The 15,812-nt window shown below is 73.0% G+C and carries 16 protein-coding genes; 6 read left to right on the top strand and 10 right to left on the bottom strand.

Annotation, left to right across the window (positions count from 1 at the left end):
• From ACFY3L_RS38645 to ACFY3L_RS38635, 3 genes are read left to right on the top strand one after another with little or no spacing between them, the layout of a single operon-like run.
• Positions 1-1,083 carry an LLM class flavin-dependent oxidoreductase gene (locus ACFY3L_RS38645; RefSeq protein ID WP_389336104.1) on the top strand — a complete coding sequence of 361 codons (1,083 nt, stop codon included), beginning with the start codon at positions 1-3 and terminating at the stop codon, positions 1,081-1,083.
• Entirely contained in the window at positions 1,080-2,120 is a 1,041-nt protein-coding gene (locus tag ACFY3L_RS38640; protein WP_389336101.1) for an LLM class flavin-dependent oxidoreductase, read from the top strand. Before ACFY3L_RS38645 ends, ACFY3L_RS38640 begins: the two co-directional genes overlap by 4 nt.
• The gene (locus ACFY3L_RS38635) at positions 2,117-3,232 is read left to right on the top strand and encodes an LLM class flavin-dependent oxidoreductase (RefSeq protein WP_389336098.1); all 1,116 of its coding nucleotides are present in this window, start codon (positions 2,117-2,119) and stop codon (positions 3,230-3,232) included. Before ACFY3L_RS38640 ends, ACFY3L_RS38635 begins: the two co-directional genes overlap by 4 nt.
• 136 nt (positions 3,233-3,368) lie before the next feature.
• Here ACFY3L_RS38635 and ACFY3L_RS38630 read toward each other — a convergent pair whose 3' ends face one another.
• Positions 3,369-4,130 (bottom strand): sulfite exporter TauE/SafE family protein, encoded by a 762-nt coding sequence (locus ACFY3L_RS38630; RefSeq protein WP_389336095.1) that lies wholly within the window; start codon positions 4,128-4,130, stop codon positions 3,369-3,371.
• 30 nt (positions 4,131-4,160) lie between these two features.
• On the opposite strand from ACFY3L_RS38630, the gene ACFY3L_RS38625 reads away from it, so the two are divergent.
• Both ACFY3L_RS38625 and ACFY3L_RS38620 read left to right on the top strand, forming a co-directional pair.
• Positions 4,161-4,484: a PadR family transcriptional regulator gene (locus tag ACFY3L_RS38625; protein ID WP_389336092.1), complete on the top strand. Its 324-nt coding sequence runs from the start codon at positions 4,161-4,163 to the stop codon at positions 4,482-4,484.
• A gap of 9 nt (positions 4,485-4,493) precedes the next feature.
• Positions 4,494-5,198, top strand: coding sequence for a hypothetical protein (locus ACFY3L_RS38620; protein WP_389336089.1), 705 nt, complete (start codon positions 4,494-4,496; stop codon positions 5,196-5,198).
• A gap of 39 nt (positions 5,199-5,237) precedes the next feature.
• On the opposite strand, the gene ACFY3L_RS38615 is transcribed toward ACFY3L_RS38620, so the two are convergent.
• From ACFY3L_RS38615 to ACFY3L_RS38580, 8 genes are all read right to left on the bottom strand, one after another.
• Positions 5,238-5,996, bottom strand: a complete 759-nt coding sequence (locus ACFY3L_RS38615; RefSeq protein ID WP_389336086.1) for an SDR family NAD(P)-dependent oxidoreductase — start codon at positions 5,994-5,996, stop codon at positions 5,238-5,240.
• A 58-nt stretch (positions 5,997-6,054) separates the two neighbouring features.
• Positions 6,055-6,906 carry an RNA polymerase subunit sigma-70 gene (locus ACFY3L_RS38610; RefSeq protein WP_389336083.1) on the bottom strand — a complete coding sequence of 284 codons (852 nt, stop codon included), beginning with the start codon at positions 6,904-6,906 and terminating at the stop codon, positions 6,055-6,057.
• Positions 6,907-7,096: 190 nt separating this feature from the next.
• The gene (locus ACFY3L_RS38605; protein WP_389336080.1) at positions 7,097-7,516 is read right to left on the bottom strand and encodes a glutaredoxin domain-containing protein; all 420 of its coding nucleotides are present in this window, start codon (positions 7,514-7,516) and stop codon (positions 7,097-7,099) included.
• Between the two features lie 10 nt (positions 7,517-7,526).
• Positions 7,527-7,799, bottom strand: coding sequence for an SCO0607 family lipoprotein (locus tag ACFY3L_RS38600; protein WP_389336077.1), 273 nt, complete (start codon positions 7,797-7,799; stop codon positions 7,527-7,529).
• A gap of 4 nt (positions 7,800-7,803) precedes the next feature.
• The gene (locus ACFY3L_RS38595) at positions 7,804-8,640 is read right to left on the bottom strand and encodes a TauD/TfdA dioxygenase family protein (protein WP_389336074.1); all 837 of its coding nucleotides are present in this window, start codon (positions 8,638-8,640) and stop codon (positions 7,804-7,806) included.
• The gene (locus ACFY3L_RS38590) at positions 8,637-9,428 is read right to left on the bottom strand and encodes an ABC transporter ATP-binding protein (protein ID WP_389336071.1); all 792 of its coding nucleotides are present in this window, start codon (positions 9,426-9,428) and stop codon (positions 8,637-8,639) included. Before ACFY3L_RS38590 ends, ACFY3L_RS38595 begins: the two co-directional genes overlap by 4 nt.
• Positions 9,412-10,443, bottom strand: coding sequence for a glycine betaine ABC transporter substrate-binding protein (locus ACFY3L_RS38585; protein ID WP_389336068.1), 1,032 nt, complete (start codon positions 10,441-10,443; stop codon positions 9,412-9,414). The genes ACFY3L_RS38590 and ACFY3L_RS38585 overlap by 17 nt, the downstream gene beginning before the upstream one ends.
• A 21-nt stretch (positions 10,444-10,464) precedes the next feature.
• Positions 10,465-11,253: an ABC transporter permease gene (locus ACFY3L_RS38580; RefSeq protein ID WP_389336065.1), complete on the bottom strand. Its 789-nt coding sequence runs from the start codon at positions 11,251-11,253 to the stop codon at positions 10,465-10,467.
• A 1,386-nt stretch (positions 11,254-12,639) separates the two neighbouring features.
• Here ACFY3L_RS38580 and ACFY3L_RS38575 point away from each other — a divergent pair.
• Entirely contained in the window at positions 12,640-13,035 is a 396-nt protein-coding gene (locus ACFY3L_RS38575) for a hypothetical protein (RefSeq protein WP_389336062.1), read from the top strand.
• 325 nt (positions 13,036-13,360) lie between these two features.
• Here ACFY3L_RS38575 and ACFY3L_RS38570 read toward each other — a convergent pair whose 3' ends face one another.
• A complete protein-coding gene (locus tag ACFY3L_RS38570) occupies positions 13,361-15,805 on the bottom strand; it encodes an Hsp70 family protein (protein WP_389336059.1) in 2,445 nt (814 codons plus the stop codon).
• Between the last annotated feature and the right edge of the window lie 7 nt (positions 15,806-15,812).

The following is a 15,812-nucleotide window of genomic DNA, read 5'->3' as shown; positions in this document are numbered from 1 at the left end:
ATGAGTGACCCCGTGTTCCACTGGTTCCTGCCGACCGGCGGCGACGACCACGCCGTCGGCGCCGGCACCCACGGCGGCATCATCGGCGCGCAGGACGCCGCCCCGCTGCCGCGCTCCGCGACGCACCGCGCCCCGACCCTGGACTACCTGACCCAGATCGCCCGCGCCGCCGACCAGCTCGGCTACGCCGGCGTCCTCACCCCGACCGGGGCGCACTGCGAGGACGCGTGGCTCACCACGGCCGCGCTGATCGCCGCGACGCGGCGGCTCAAGTTCCTCGTCGCGTTCCGGCCCGGGCTCATCACCCCGGTCCTCGCCGCGCAGATGGCCGCGAGCTTCCAGCGGCTGTCCGAGGGGCGGCTGCTGCTCAACGTCGTCATCGGCAGCAGCGCCGCCGAGCAGCGCGGCTACGGCGACCCGCTCGACCACGACGCCCGCTACGAGCGCGCCGGCGAGTTCCTCGACGTGGTCCGCGCCGCCTGGACCGGGTCCCGCTTCGACCACCACGGCCTTCATTACGACGTCGAGGGCGGGCTGCTGCGCGAGCCGCCTCCGGTCACTCCGACGGTGTACCTCGGCGGGTCGTCGCCGGCCGCGATCAAGCTCGCCGCCCGGCACGCCGACGTGTACCTCACCTGGGGCGAGCCCGTCGCGCTCGTGGCGGAGAAGATCGCGGCGGTCCGCGCGGCCGCCGAACGACCGATTCGTTTCGGGATCCGGCTGCACGTCATCACCCGGGCCACCGCCGGCCAGGCGTGGGACGCCGCCGACCGGCTCATCGCGGGCGTGTCCGACGAGACGATCCGGCAGCGGCAGGAGAGCCTGCGCGGCCTCGACTCCGTCGGCCAGCGCCGGATGCTCGACCTGCACGGCGGCGACCGCGACCGGCTCGTCGTCGCCCCCAACCTGTGGGCCGGCATCGGCCTGGTCCGCGGCGGCGCCGGCACCGCCCTCGTCGGCAGCCACGCGGAGGTCGCCGCCCGCATCGCCGAGTACCGGGACGCCGGGATCGACGAGTTCATCCTCTCCGGCTACCCGCACCTGGAAGAGGCGTACACGTTCGCTGAAGGAGTGCTGCGGTGAAGTTCCTCGCCATCACGCTCATCGTCACCGACGGCCGGAAGCCGGCCCACGAACGGCTGCGCGAGGTCGTCGACAACGCGATCCTCGCCGAAGAGCTCGGCTTCGACGGCTTCGGCGTCGGCGAACGCCACGAGCGGCCCTTCATCTCCTCCTCGCCGCCGGTCGTGCTCAGCCACATCGCCGCCCGCACCAGCGTCATCCGGCTCTTCACCGCCGTGACGACGCTGAGCCTGCTCGACCCGGTGCGGGCGTTCGAGGACTACTCCACGCTGGACAACCTGTCCGGCGGGCGCCTGGAGCTCATCGTCGGCAAGGGCAACGGCGCCGCGCAGGCCAAGCTCTTCCACGTCACCGCCGACGACCAGTGGGACCGCAACCGCGAGGGCTACGAGCTCTTCACCAGGCTGTGGCGGGAGGACAAGGTCACCTGGTCCGGTCGCTTCCGGCCCTCCTTGGAGGACGCCGAGGCGTGGCCGCGGCCGCTGCAGCGCGACATCCGCATCTGGCACGGCAGCGCCACCAGCAAGGCGTCCGTCGAGCTGGCCGCCCTGCACGGCGACCCGCTCTTCTCCGCCAACGTCACCAACCCCGTCGAGCCGTACGCCGAACTCGTCGCGCACTACCGGGAGCGGCTGGCGTTCCACGGCCACGACCCGGGCAAGGCGCTGGTCGGCGCGGGGTCCGCCGGGTTGTACGTGGCCGAACGGTCCCAGGACGCCGTGGACACCTACCGGCCGATCTTCAACGCCCGCCTGGAGACCTTCAAGCGCGTCGGCGTCGAGCCGGTCTTCCACACGATCGAGGACGCGATCGAACGCAGCTCGATCCTCGTCGGCAGCCCGCAGCAGATCATCGACAAGGTCCACCGGTACCACGCCCGTCTCGGCCATGAGGTCATGCACGTCCAGGCCGACGCCGACGGGCTCACCGACAAGCAACACCGCGGATCCCTGGAGCTCTTCCAGGCCGAGGTCGCTCCTGTACTGCGACGCGAGATCCCGAGTCGCCCGTTCCCCACCCTGGCGGTGCCGTCATGACCGTGCCTCTGTCCATCCTCGACCTGTCCCCGATCAGCTCCGGCAGCGACGCGGGCGCCGCGCTGCGCAACACGATCGACCTCGCCCGGCGCGCCGAGTCGTTCGGCTACCACCGCTTCTGGGTCGCCGAGCACCACTTCGCCCCCGGCGTCGCCAGCGCCGCGCCGGCCGTCCTCATCGGGCTCATCGCCGCCGCCACCGACCGGATCCGGGTCGGCTCGGGCGCCGTGCAGGTCGGCCACCAGACCGCGCTGTCCGTGGTGGAGCAGTTCGGCCTCATCGACGCCGTGCACCCCGGCCGGCTCGACCTCGGCCTGGGCCGCTCTGGCCGGCGGGGCTCCTTCGCCCCCACGCCTGTCGCCGCCCGGCCCGCACGTGTCGTGGACGGATTGCTCATCCCGCCGCCGTTCGACTTCTCGCGGCTGCTGACCCAGCCGCGGTTCGCGCTGTTCGCGCAGCTGCTGCAGCAGCCGGGCGCGCAGTCGCCGGACTTCGCCGAGGTGGTCGACGACATCCGTGCCCTCATCGCAGGCACGTACACCCGCGACGGCCTCGACGTGCACGCCACCCCCGGCGAGGGGGCGAAGGTCGAGCTGTGGATCCTCGGCTCCAGCGCCGGCCAGAGCGCCACGGTGGCGGGGGAGCGGGGCCTGCCGTTCGCCGCCAACTACCACGTCGCCCCGGCGAGCGTCCTCGAGGCGGTGTCGGCCTACCGCGCCGCCTTCCGCCCCGGTGTCCTCGACCGGCCGTACGTCGTCGTCTCCGCCGACGTGGTCGTGGCCCCCTCGGCGGCGGCGGCGAAGCACCTGGCGTCGCCGTACCGGCACTGGGTCCGCAGCATCCGCACCGGCGCGGGCGCGATCCCGTTCCCGACCCCGGCGGAGGCGGCCGCGGCCCCCTGGACCGACGAGGACCAGGCGCTCGTCCAGGACCGCCTCGACACCCAGTTCGTCGGGGATCCCGCGTCGGTCGCCGCGCAGCTGCGCACCCTGCGGCGGGCCACCGGCGCCGACGAGCTCCTCGTCACCACGATCACCCACGACCACGCCGACCGGGTCCGCTCCTTCGAGCTCCTCGCCCGCGAATGGCACGGCGCGCCCTCCGAGGTGTGACCCTCCCCGTGGCGACGGTCCGCCGGGCGGCGCTTGATCAGCGTGCGCCCGCAGTGCCTGGTGGCGGCTCGCCGGGCGGCGCTTGATCAGCGTGCGGCCCGCAGTGTCCGGTGGCGGCCCGCCGGGCGGCGCTTGATCAGCGTGCGGCCCGCAGGGCAAGCCATGCGGCGAGGGTGAACCCCATGAGGGCCGCGATGGCGCGCAGGACCCGAGGGTCGAGACGCCGGGTGACGGCGGGGCCGACCGCCCCGCCGATCGCCGTCCCGGCGGCCAGGGGCACCACCGTCCACCAGGCGACGTCGGCGACGAGCGCGAACACCACGGCGGGCAGCACGCCGGCGCAGGCGGTCAGCGCGTTCTTCACCGCGTTGGCGCGGACCAGCTCGGCATCGACCAGGTGCAGCACGGCGGCGAGCGTGAGGATGCCCGCCCCGGCGCCGAAGTACCCGCTGTAGACGCCGACCGCGAAGACGGCCGCGAAGACGGCCGCCGGCCACGCCCTGCTGTCCGGCCGCGTCGGCCTCCCGCTCGTGGGCGGCGACCCGGCGAATGGGCGGACGAGGATCAACACCGCGGCGAACGCGACCAGCAACGGCACGATCCACGCGAACACGTCCGCCGGCGTCACCAGCAGCAGCACCGCACCGGCGGTGCCGCCGGCCGCTGCGGGCGCGGCCCACCCGGGCAGCCCCCGCCGGTGCGTCCGCAGCTCCCGCCGTGACGCCACCGACGCCGCGACCGCCCCGCTGATCAGCGCCACCGTGTTCGCGATGTTGGCCTGCACCGGCGCCAGCCCGGCGGCGAGTAGCGCCGGGTACGCGACCAGCGACGCGATCCCGCCCGCGGTGCCGATCACCCCGCCGATCACCCCGGCGGTGAGGAGGAGTGCCGTTGACATTCACCGATCTTATACCTAGTGTATCTAGGTATGGATGTGCGGGGGCACCTCGACCTGTTGCTGCTGACCGTGCTGGCCGACGCCGGCCCTGTGCACGGCTATGCGCTGATCGCCACCCTGCGAGAGCGGTCGGGCGGCGCGTTCGACCTGCCGGAGGGCACCGTCTACCCGGCGCTGCACCGGCTGGAACGCGACGGTCTCGTCGTCAGCCACTGGGAGCACGCCGTCCCGCGTCGCCGCCGCGTCTACTCCCTCACCCCCGACGGCCTCCACGCCCGGGCGACGAAGCAGGCCGAGTGGCGCACCTTCCTCACCGGCGTCGAGTCCGTCCTCGCCCGCACCGCGTCGCCGTAGGCCGGCGCCGTGGGCTTCGACGTCGGCGTCGGGCTGTTCCTCTGCGCCGACACCTGCCGGCCGCTCGAGGAACGGCGGCGGCTGCTGGACGCCGTCAACGCCACGCTGGAGCGGCACGGGCTGCCCCCGCACCGGGAGCCGCGGTCCGTCGCGGAGATCGAACCGCCGCTGCCGCCGGGGACGGACCCGTGCCTGCTCGGCGCCTCCATGGGCGCCTACTCGTCGCATGCCCGGCGCTCCGACCGGCTCGACTGGTTCGCCCGGCACGTGGCGGTCCGCGGCACCGCACCGGCCGCTGCCCCGCCGTACGGGCCGGAGCTGTACCAGGCCTATGAGCGCCTGCCAGACCGCGCGACGGCGTTCGACCACCTGCTCACCGCGTGCGGCCAGGGGGTCGTCGTGCTGCCCCGGCGGCTGGACCGGGTCCTCGCCGGTGACCACGGCTGCCTGGTCTCCGCCGACCGGCTGCGGGCCGAGGCCGTGGCGCTGGGGTTCGCCCTGCGCGCTGCCGATCCGGCCGTCGGCGACGCCCCGGTGGTGGACTGGATCACCGGGACCCCGGTGCCGGACCGCTCGTTCGAGCGGCTCGACGCCCGGATCCCCGATGACGACGACGTCCGGCAGGACTGGGCCGAGGAGGCCGACCTGTGCCACCGCCTCCTGCGGAGCGCGGTCGACGTGCTGCGCACCGGAGCGCTGGGCTGCACGAGCTGACGCCCGCCCGCCGGTCGCTCCGTGCGCCGCGGCTCACCGTCAGTCGAGCATGGCGCCGCAGGTGATGTTGACGGCGGTGCCCGTCATGGTGCGAGCGAGGTCCGAGGCGGCGAAGACCGCGACGTTGCCGACATCCTCCAGGGTGGCGGCGCGGCCGAGGAGGGTCTGGCCGGTGATGGACCGCTCGATGGCCTCGCGGCCAGGAACGCCCGCCGGGATCGAGTCGGGCAGGCCGCCGGTGCGCAGCGTCAGGACCCGGACGCCGTGCGGGCCGAGCTCCGTGGCGAGCTGCCGGCGCAGGTGCTCGACGGCCTGGAAGCCGGCCTGCAGGCCGCCGAGGTGGAAGTCGCGCGGAGGGTCGCCGGCGCCGCCGAAGAACAGCAGGACGCCGCCGCGGCCGTCGCGGACCATGTGGCGGGCGGCGGCGCGGGACGTGATGAACTTCGAGCGGACCGGCTGCACGACCGGGGCCAGGTAGTCCTCGACGGTCATGTCGATCATCGGGGTGCCCTGGACGTCGGCGTCGGCGATGACGTTCACGGCGATGTCGATCCGGCCCGCCTCGGCCACGACCGCCGCCGCGTGGGCGTCGACGGCGTGCTCGTCGAGCGCGTCGACGGCGGCGGTGTCCGCGGCCCCGCCCGAGGCGCGGACGTCGGCGGCGACCGCGTCCAGGGTGGCGAGGGTGCGGCCGGTGAGGAACACCCGGGCGCCCGCCCGGCCGAACGCCCGCGCGACGGCGCCGCCGACCGAGCCTCCGCCGCCGTAGACGATCGCGTTTCTGCCTGCGAGGAGCATGCTGGTTCCTTCCCGTGGGTGTACCCGTCACCGGTACAACCCCGCGGGCCGGCGAAACTCATCGGCCGGCGAGCGAAGAAGGCAGCTCGAAGGCGGGGAACAGGGTGGGATCGAGGAACGACACCACTTCGGTCAGGCGGCCGCCGCGGACCGTCACCACGTCGACGCTCGCCGCGACGAAGGTGTCGTCCCGCAGCAGGTACGTGCCGAACGCCGGCCGCCCGTTCGCCCGGGTCGGCAGGAACCGCCAGCGGTGGTGGCTCGGACCGGCGAGGAGGAACGTGCGGATGGCGGCTCCGCGGTACACCTCGGGCAACGGCGGCATCGAATACTTCGCGTCGTCGGCGAGCATGCCAACGATCGCGTCCACGTCGCCGTGCTCCCAGGCCGCGCGGTATGCCTCGGCGGCCGCCGCGACCTCCCCGGCCGCGGCCATCGGGACGGGTGCGGGCAGGGCCGCCCGCGCCCGCTGGACGGCGCTGTTGACGGCGGCGACCGTGGTGCCGAGCAGGCCGGCGGTCTCCGCGGCGGAGAAGCCGAGCACGTCGCGCAGCAGGACCGCGGCCCGCGGGCGCGGCGCCAGGTGCTGCAGCGCGGCGACGAACGCGAGCTCGACCGAGACCCCGGTGAGCGCGTCGGGCAGCGGCTGCAACCACAGCGGCTCGCCCTCGGCGTCGGTGGGCAGCTCGCGGCGGCCGCGCCGCCGTAGGGCGGTGAGGCAGCGGTTGGTGGCGATGCGGAACAGCCAGGGCCGCACCCCGCCGTGGCCGGCGAGCCGCTCGAACGCCTGCCACGCCCGCAGGTACGTCTCCTGCACCGCGTCCTCGGCGTCGTGCAGCGAGCCCAGCATGCGGTAGCAGTGCGCGAGCACCTCACCACGCAGCGGGCCGGTCAGCGCCTCGAACGTCACCCGCCAAGTCTAGGATCGCCCGTAAATCATGTATTTCCCATTACATTAATGGGGTAAATTCTGCCGGATGGTTGACGGAAAATCCTGCCCGTCCTACGGTGGTCGACGTGTCCGTTGAAGGTGTTCACGCGCTGGTCAGGCGCACGCATGACCTACGGATTCCTCCGTCGAGAGACCGCCATATTTGAATTCATGATTGCAATCGGCGGCGCACCGTGGCGGGGGACGGGTTCACCTGCGCGTGGCCGCCGATGACGACGGTCGGCACGGTCTCGTTGCCGTCGGCGACCGCCCGCACCGCCGCGGCGCCGTCCGGGTCCCGCCAGATGTTGACCCACGCCGCGTGCCGCGCCCGGCCCAGCAGGCTCAGCCGCAGCCGCAGGCAGTACTGGCAGCCCGGCCGCCAGTAGATGACCGGCTTCCCCGACGCCTGCGCCTCGGCCGCCGGGACGTGCCGCGGGAAGGCGAGCGGCGAGAAGGCGGCGCCGAGCGCGACGAAGACCAGCCCGAAGACCACCGCGCCGGTCGTGGACCCGCTCCGGAGCTGGTTGGCGGCGACCGCCACGCCGATCGCCACGAACGCGAGGGGCACCAGCCAGATCCGGGTCACGGCACACACCTTAACCCGTCACGACGGCCCCGTGCTCGTCGACGATCTTGTCGCGCCAGTAGCGGTCCCACTCGTCGTCGACGTACTTGGGGACCTTGCCTTCCGGGTACCGGACGTAGCCGGCCGGCGGGTCGGTGCCGTCGCGGACGCAGGTGCGGCCGGTGGTGTTGCCGACGGCCTTCACCGGGTGCTCGCCGGAGCCGCAGACGCGCTCCTTGAACGAGCACCCGCCGCCGGTGAGCAGGACCACTGCGAGCAGGGGGACGAGCACGCGCTGGGGCATGCTCTCAGTGTGGCCCCACCGGGACGTCGCCGCGCAGCGTGATGCGGTGCATGACGCGGTGGGCGGTGCCGTAGTCGCGGTTGGCGTAGTGGGCGGTGCTGCGGTTGTCCCACATGGCGACGTCGCCGGGCCGCCAGCGGTGCCGCACGATGTGCTCCGGCTTCGTCAGGTGCGCGTACAGCAGGTCGAGGATGCCGCGGCTCTCCGCCTCCGAGACGCCGGCGATGTGCGACGTGAACCCCGGGTTGACGAACAGGCCCTTCCGGCCGGTCTCCGGGTGGACCCGCACGACCGGGTGCTCGACCGGGTCGAGGCGGGTGACGACCTCACCGTCCCAGACGCTGCCCTTGCCGCCGCGGCGCTGCGCCAGGTAGTAGCCGAACTCCCGGTTGCCGTCGTGCACGGCGGTCAGCTGGTCGGCGAGGGCTCGTACAGGAGCGGACAACGACTCATAGGCCAGCTGGCTGTCCGCCCAGTTGGTGTCGCCACCGGACGGCGGCAGCACGACCGCGCGCAGGATCGAGCCGAGCGGCGGGCGGGGCATGAACGTGACGTCGGTGTGCCACACGTCGGCGAAGCCGTTGTCGGCGCTGTCGAGGGCGTACACCTCGGGGTGGGCCTCGTCGACGCCGCCCACGACGGGGTGCGACGCGGTCAGCTCGCCGAGCCGCCGGCCGAGCCGCACCTGGCCGTCGTCGTCGAGCTGCTGCCCCTCGAAGAACAGCACCTTGTGCTCGACGAGCGCGGCCCGCACCTCGGCGAGCTCGTCGTCGGTGGCCCGGTCGAGGTCGATGTCGTGCACGTTGGCCCCGAAGTGCGGGCCGAGGTGGTCGAGCTTCACGCTGTGCTCCTCTCACTTGCTTTTTCGTGGGCCGCATCCCGTACGGCGTGGCCGATGGTGGCCCGCAGCGACGCGTACTCCGGCAGCCCCCGCAGCTCGTCCGGCTCGACGCCGGTGCGGGGCAGGTCGATGTCCAGGTCCAGGGCGACGCGGCCCGGGCGGCTGGTCAGCACGACCACCCGGCTGCCCAGGAACACCGCCTCGTCGACGCTGTGCGTGACGAACACGCAGGTCCGGCCGGTCTCCGCGGTGACCCGCCGCAGGTCCTCCTGCAGCCGCTCCCGGGTGAGCGCGTCCAGAGCCGCGAACGGCTCGTCGAGCAGCAGCAGCGGATTCGGTACGGCCAGCGCACGGGCGATCGCGACGCGCTGCTGCTGCCCGCCGGAGATCTGCCAGACCCGGCGCTCGGCGACGTCGTGCAGGCCGACCCGCTCGAGCAGCTCCGGCACCCGTTCGGCACGTTCCTTCTGCGGTACGCCGGCATACCGCAGCGCCAGCTCGACGTTGCCCCCGACCGTCTTCCACGGCAGCAGCCGCGGCTGCTGGAACACCAGCCCGGCGCCGCGGCCCGGCTCCGGGACCTGGCCGCCGGTGCGCACGGTCCCCGTCGTGGGCCGCTCGAAGCCCGCGATCAGGCGCAGCAGCGTGCTCTTGCCGCAGCCGGACGCGCCGACCAGCACCAGGAAGGCGCCGGCCGGCACGTGCAGGTCGATCGGGCCGACGGCGGTGACGGCGCCGTAGCGGTGCTCGACGTTCTGTACATCAACCGCTTCAGGACTGGAGGACACCTGGGAGGCCCTTGGTGTAGATGGCCTTCTCGACCGTGGCGAGGTCCGGCACGGCGTCGATCTTCTTCTGGCCCTTGAGGAACTCGGCCGCGGCGAGCAGGTTCTTCGCCAGGTCGCCGACCTTGCCCTCGGTGCCGAGCCAGGTGCTGCTGGAGATGTCGGCCGGCTTGAGGAACACGCCCTGGCTCAGCTGGTGCTTGGCGTCGTCGGCGCTGATGTTGAGCTCCTTGCCCACGGCGGCGGCCGCGGCGGCCGGGTCGCCGGCGATGATGTCGAGGGCCTTCGCCTCCGCCTTGCGCCACGCGTCGACGGCGTCGGGGTGCGCGGTCGCGAACGCGGTCGACACCACGCCGAGGTCGAGCGTCGGCTTGCCGGCGGTGGCCAGCTCGCGGCTGGTGATGAGGACCTTGCCGGTCTTCTTCAGCTCGTCCAGCGACGGCAGCCAGGTGTACGCGGCGTCGAGGTCACCACGGGTCCACGCGGCCTGGATGTCCTGCGGCTCCAGGTCGACGATGGTCAGCTCGGACTCCTTGATGCCGGCCTTGTCCAGCGCGGCGAGCAGGCTGAAGTGCGCGGTGGACGCGAACGGCGTGCCGACCTTCTTGCCCTTCAGGTCGGCGATCGTGTTGACGTTGGAGCCGTTGCGGGCGACGAGCGCCTCGTTGTCGCCGGCGACGTCGAGGACGAACGCGACCTGGTACGGGATGTTCAGCGGCGCCGACAGCCCCCGGGCGACGGGGCTGGACCCGATGGCGGCGATGTCGACGCTCTTGGCGACGAACGCGGTGTTGATGCTCGCCCCGGAGTCGAACTTCGTCCAGGTGATCTTGTAGTCGGGCAGCGCCTTCTCCAGCAGCCCCTGGTTCTTGACGATGAGGTCGCCGCTGGGGAACGCCTGGTACGCGATCCGGATGGTCTTCTGCTCGGCACTCGTGTTGCCGCTGGCGGCACCGTCGCCGCAGGCGGCGACCAGGGACAGCGCGGCGGCGGCGGCGAGCAGGCTTCGGATTCTCAAAGGGTCGTCCTTATCGTGTTCTCAGGCGCGTCCGCGCCAGGGGATGAGGCGGTTCTCGGCCTGACGCAGCACCGCGTCGATGGCCAGTCCGGACAGTCCGATGGCGAAGAGGCCGAGCACGACGACGTCGGTCTGCGAGTACCGCTGCGCGTCGCGCACCATGCCGCCGATGCCGGGCACGCCGTTGATGGTCTCGGCGGCCACGACGGATGAGTACGCGATGCCGACCGCGAGCCGGATCCCCGTGAAGATCTCGGGCAGCGCGTTGGGCAGCACCACGTCACGGGTCACCTGCCAGCGCTTCGCCCCCAGCGCCCGCGTCGCCTCGACCAGCGCCGTCGGCGCACCGTGCACGGCCGCGGCGGTCGCCACCGCGACGGGCGGCATGGCGGCGATCGACAGCAGCCACAGCTTGGGCGTCTCGTCGATGCCGAACCAGATGATGAAGAGGCTGAAGTACGCCAGCGGCGGCAGCGCCCGCACGAACGTCACGACCGGCTCGGTGACGACCCGGATCCAGCCGACGGTCCCCATCACCACACCGGCGACGAGCCCTCCCGCCACCCCGATCGCCGACCCGATGAGGATGCGGCGCAGGCTCACGCCGAGGTGCTCGATGAGCAGGTGGCCGCTGTACCCCCTGCTCCCGTCGTGCGTGGTCGAGGTCTGCACCAGCCGGTCCCACACCGCAGCAGGCGAGGGAATGAACGTCGGGTTGTCCATGACAACCGCCGTCACCTGCCACAACACCCCGAGCACAACCACGGCGAGCACCCGCAACCCCACCCGACGGCCATACTCGGCACTCACAGCACTCTCCGCTTCAGCCCTCGTCTAGTAGAAGTATGCAATTCCTATCGTATAAGTAGAGAAGAATCAAGCGCCCTTTCCTCCGCGCGACAACGATCACAACGCCCTTCGCCGGCTTGGGAAGCCCACGTCGACGCTTCGGACCTCGCCCTGCCGGCCCACCCCGTCCGACGTGGACAGTTGGTGATCGACGGACCCGGCGGGACGCGCTGCCGGTGATGACAGGTGCCGCACGGCGGCCGACGGGCGAGGGCGTGCCGGTGGTGGCGGCGATCCCGACGTCGAGCGGCGGCCCGGCACGTGGATGGTGCACTGGTCGTACCTCTGATGCCGGTGGCAGCAGCCGGTGTGGCGGCAGCGTCGATCGACCGCCGGCCGTAGCTGCCCGGGTGCTATCGCGCCGCGGCGCCGACGGCCGTCGCGGCGATGCCGGAGCACCGGCGCGGTTCGCTACGCCGAAAGACCATCGCGGCAGCGGCTCGCCGAGGCAGCGGCTCGCCGAGGCCGACTCGATGGCGCCACGGCGAACAGCCGACGCCGCTGAACAGGACGGCGGCGAATCAGTGGGCACCAGCGGATCAGGCGACGGTGAAGCAGTGGCGACACCCCGGACCACCTTCGACGGCGCCCGAACTGAACAGTCGTGGACGGCCTTTCGCGGCAGCCGCAGGCGAACCCAGCCCGCCGCCAAGCGACGGTCGATGCGAGGCAGAGCCTGCGGCCGCGGCTGATGAACATTGCTCGGCGGCCGGTCTGGGCCGATGTGGACGGACGGCACCCCGTGGCCGAGCCCGCGGCCGACCGGTGACCGGTGCCGCTGCGAGTGGCGATGACGGTGGCGCCGGTGCAGCAGCTGGTCCGGGCGCCTGTGTGCTGCCCTCGACCGGCGGCCGCTTGCTTGCGGCTGCGCTGCGGCTGCGGCTGCGGTTGCGACGGCCGGCGGCGGGCGTGCTGCGGTTGCCGGTGCGGCCGCCTGTGGGTCGGTGATGGCCGGCGGTTCGGGTAGCGAGTCGATGGCCGGGACCGTCGTAGGTGCTTGTGGGTCTGGCATGGCCGGTGATCGCGACGGCGGCGGTCTACCTATGGCCGCAACGTTCGGCGGTGGCCGTGTTGCGGTGGCTGGTGCGCGTGTCTGCGGCCCGGCGGTGGTTGATGGTTGGGCTGGTGCATCGGCGTCTGAGGCCCGGTCGGGTACTGCCGGACGCGTCAGGGCTCGCGGCTGGGATGGTGACTCGATCGCTGTGGTTCGGTTCGGTGGCGATGGACGAGCTGTCGCCAGTGACCTAGGTCCATGTGCATCGGCGGTGGTGGGCGGCCCGAGCAGTAGCGGGCCGGCGGTGGTCGCCGGTCCCGATGGTCGTGGGCCGCCGGCCGGCCTGGGTGGTGATGAGGTTCGAGCGACGGATGGTGCCGGTGGGCGCGGCTGCGGTGGTGCGGCGGTGGTGGCCGGCCCTGGCGGTGGTGTGCAGGTGGGCGGTCCCGATGGTGGTGGGTCGGCGGCTGGTCTGGGTGGTGGTGGGGTTCGAGCGGCGGATGGTTCAGGTGGGCGGCTGTGGTGGCGCGGCTGCGGTGGTGCGGCGGTGGTGGCTGGTTCTGGCGGTGGTGGGCAGGTGGACGGTTCCAGTGGCGGCGAGCAGGCAGCAGCTTTGTGCGGTGGTGGGCAGGTGGCCGGTCCCGATGGTGGTGGGTCGGCGGCTGGTCTGGGTGGTGGTGGGGTTCGAGCGGCGGATGGCTCAGGTGGGCGGCTGCGGTGGCGCGGCTGCGGGGGTGCGGGATGGTTGAGCTCGCGCAGAATCTGGGCGTTGCGGAGGCGGGTCAGCTTGGTCGCGTGGCGGGCGGCGAGGCCGTGCGCGCGGGCTTCTGCGAACTCTGCCCTTGCTTGCTGCTTCGCATCGCGGCGGCGTTGCCACTCGGCGGCGGATGCGGCGCGGCGGGCTTCCCAGCTGACCGGGTCCAGCGTCGCCAGTGGGCTTGAATCTGGTGCTGACAAAGAAAAGTACAGTCGTGGCATGCGCCGCCTTCCCCGATAGGCGCCACCCACATTCTCCCAACCCCCACACCCACCGTCCAGTCCGATGACGCACAGCGAGCGTCACCGCACCAACAGTCAGGCAGTGACTTCGAGGGTGGCTTTTGTGGGACGCTTGGAGCGGGAGCCGGTCAGTTCGACGGTGGTCTTGCCCTCGTTGAGGGCTGCCGTCGGCATGGTCCATTCGACGGTGCCAGTGGGGGTGGCGGTCTTGACGATCTTCTGGGTGCCGTTGACCTTGATGGTGACCTGTTCGCCCTTGTCGAAGCCCGTGCCGGTGACCTTGACCGAGGGGGTGCCGACCTTGACGGAGGCGGGGGTGAGCTTGGCGGCCGGGCCGGTGGCGGTGGCAGTGGTGGACGCTGCGGCAGAGGCGGTGGCCTTCGTCGGGGTGGTCGAGGCGGGTGCGCTCGCAGGCGGCTTACCGGTCCACTGCTCGATCTTGTCGCGGCCGGCGCTGAGCAGGCCGCGGCCCCACGGGGTCAGGGCGAGGACGATGATGAGCGGCACGGCCATGAGACGGAGGCGCCAGAAGAAGCGGGAGATGGAGAACCCTGAGCCGCTCCGGCGAGGACGGGCGGGCGGCGGCGACGACGGCGGGTCTGCGGGAGGCTCCGGTGGGTCCTCGCGGGCGTACTGCGGCATGAGGTCCTCGTCGCCGTAGATCGCGACGTTGCCCTGCATGGTGACGCCCGGGCCGATGATGACCGAGGGGCGCTGTGGGCGTTGTTGCTGCGGTACGACGGGAGCCTGCGACACGGCCGGAGTCTGCGGGACGGCGACGTGCGCGGACGGGTAGGCCGGTGCGGGGGATGCGTACGCCCCGGGCCCGGAGGTTTGATACGCCGCGGGAGGTGCGGACGCAGGGAAGCTCGCTGAGGGTGGATAGCCCGCCGGGGCCGCAGGGTAGGCGGCCTGCTGCGGGTGACCGGCCTGCTGCGGATGGCTGGCCTGCTGCGGAAAGCTGGTCGGGTGCTGCGCGAACGCGGCAGGCTGCGCAAAGGTCTCGTAGGCCGCCGGTTGCCCGGCACCCGGATGGGCCCCGAAGGCACCAGAAGCCGGGTATCCCGCAGACGCCGGGTAGCCCCCGGGTGGCGCGGAGGTCTGGTGCCCAGCGGGCGGCGCGGAAGCTGGGTGGCCCCCGGGTGGCGCGGAAGTCTGGTACCCAGCGGGTGTGGAAGCCGGGTAACCAGCAGGCGGCGCGGAAGCTGGGTAGCCCGCAGGTGGCGCGGAGGTCTGGTGCCCAGTGGGTGTGGAAGCCGGGTAAACGGCGGGCGGCGCGGAAGCTGGGTGGCCTGCGGGTGGTGCGGAGGTCTGGTACCCAGCGGGTGTGGAAGTCGGGTAACCAGCAGGCGGCGTGGAAGTCTGGTAACCCGCGGGCGGGTCGGAGGCCGGGTAGCCGGCAGGCGGCGTGGAAGCGTACGACGCGGCGGCAGGTGAAGCAGTGACGGTGTTGCCGAGCAGGAGCGCGCCGAAGGCGACCGGCAGCTCGGGCTGCTCCGGCACGACGGGGGCCAGGCCGAAGCGGGCGTGCAGGCGGCTTGCCACCAAGGGTAGCCGGCTGGAGCCGCCGACCAGGAGGATCGCGTCCAGCTGGGAGGCGGGGACACCCGAGCGTTGCAGGACGCGGCGGGTCTCGTCGACCGCGCGGTCGACCAAGGGGCCCGCGACCCGGTCCAGCTCCTCCCGCGTCAGGTGGGTGGCCTGGTCGACGCCCGGCACGTGGACCGGGGCGGAGGCCGCTCTGGAGAGCATCTCCTTCGCCGCGCGTACCTCCGACCAGAACGCCATCCGGTCGCGGAAGTCGGCGCCTGTACGCGGCTGCTGCAGGCGGCGCCACAGGTCGGGGTCGTGGGCGGCGATCTGCTGGCCGAGGTGGCCGACCAGGGCGGCGTCGATGTCAGTGCCGCCCAGGTCGTCGAGGCCGCCGGTCGCCAGGACGCGCAGGGCGTCGGAGCCCCCCGAAGAAGCCACGGTGACGTCGAGGGTGCCGCCGCCGAAGTCGAACACGGCGACCGCACGGCCGGGGGCGACGCGGGCGCCAAGGACCCGCATGCAGTACGTGGCGGCGGCGACCGGCTCGTCCAGCAGCGTCACCCGGCCCAACCCGGCGAGGTCGGCCGCCGAGGACAGCACGGCGCGGCGGCGCGGGCCCCAGTCGGCGGGGCAGGTGAGGACCGTGGTGCCGCCGGCCAGGACGCCGGTCTGCGCGGCCTCGCCCGCGACGCGGCGCAGGATCGCGGCGAGCAGGTCGACGACGGGCACCTCGCGGTCGCCCAGCAGGATGAGGCCCTCGTCGATGTGACCTTTGGGGTTCGGCTCGTAGCGCGCCGCGTCGGTCGCCATGTGCCGCTCGGCGTCGCGCCCCACGAACACGGTGCCGGAGGCGTCGGCGAACACGGCCGACGGCAGCAGCGGGTTGCCGTCGAAGAGCAGCGGGCGCGGCGTGCCGTCGCCCCGGTCGACGACCGCGACCGTGTTGGAGGTGCCGAGGTCGACGGCGAAGCGGACCTGACCCTGCACGAAGCAC

Origin of the sequence: Dactylosporangium sp. NPDC000521, assembly GCF_042898305.1 — a bacterium.
Taxonomy (GTDB): Bacteria; Actinomycetota; Actinomycetes; order Mycobacteriales; family Micromonosporaceae; genus Dactylosporangium.
This window is presented reverse-complemented; position numbering and strand designations above follow the sequence as displayed.

Excerpts from the sequence above, each read along its gene's own strand:
- ACFY3L_RS38575 (WP_389336062.1), top strand. The coding sequence starts at position 12,640 with ATGAGGTTCGAGCGACGGATGGTGCCGGTGGGCGCGGCTGCGGTGGTG.
- ACFY3L_RS38625 (WP_389336092.1), top strand. The coding sequence starts at position 4,161 with ATGGATGTGCGGGGGCACCTCGACCTGTTGCTGCTGACCGTGCTGGCC.
- ACFY3L_RS38615 (WP_389336086.1), bottom strand. The coding sequence starts at position 5,996 with ATGCTCCTCGCAGGCAGAAACGCGATCGTCTACGGCGGCGGAGGCTCG.
- ACFY3L_RS38645 (WP_389336104.1), top strand. The coding sequence starts at position 1 with ATGAGTGACCCCGTGTTCCACTGGTTCCTGCCGACCGGCGGCGACGAC.
- ACFY3L_RS38600 (WP_389336077.1), bottom strand. The coding sequence starts at position 7,799 with ATGCCCCAGCGCGTGCTCGTCCCCCTGCTCGCAGTGGTCCTGCTCACC.
- ACFY3L_RS38635 (WP_389336098.1), top strand. The coding sequence starts at position 2,117 with ATGACCGTGCCTCTGTCCATCCTCGACCTGTCCCCGATCAGCTCCGGC.
- ACFY3L_RS38630 (WP_389336095.1), bottom strand. The coding sequence starts at position 4,130 with ATGTCAACGGCACTCCTCCTCACCGCCGGGGTGATCGGCGGGGTGATC.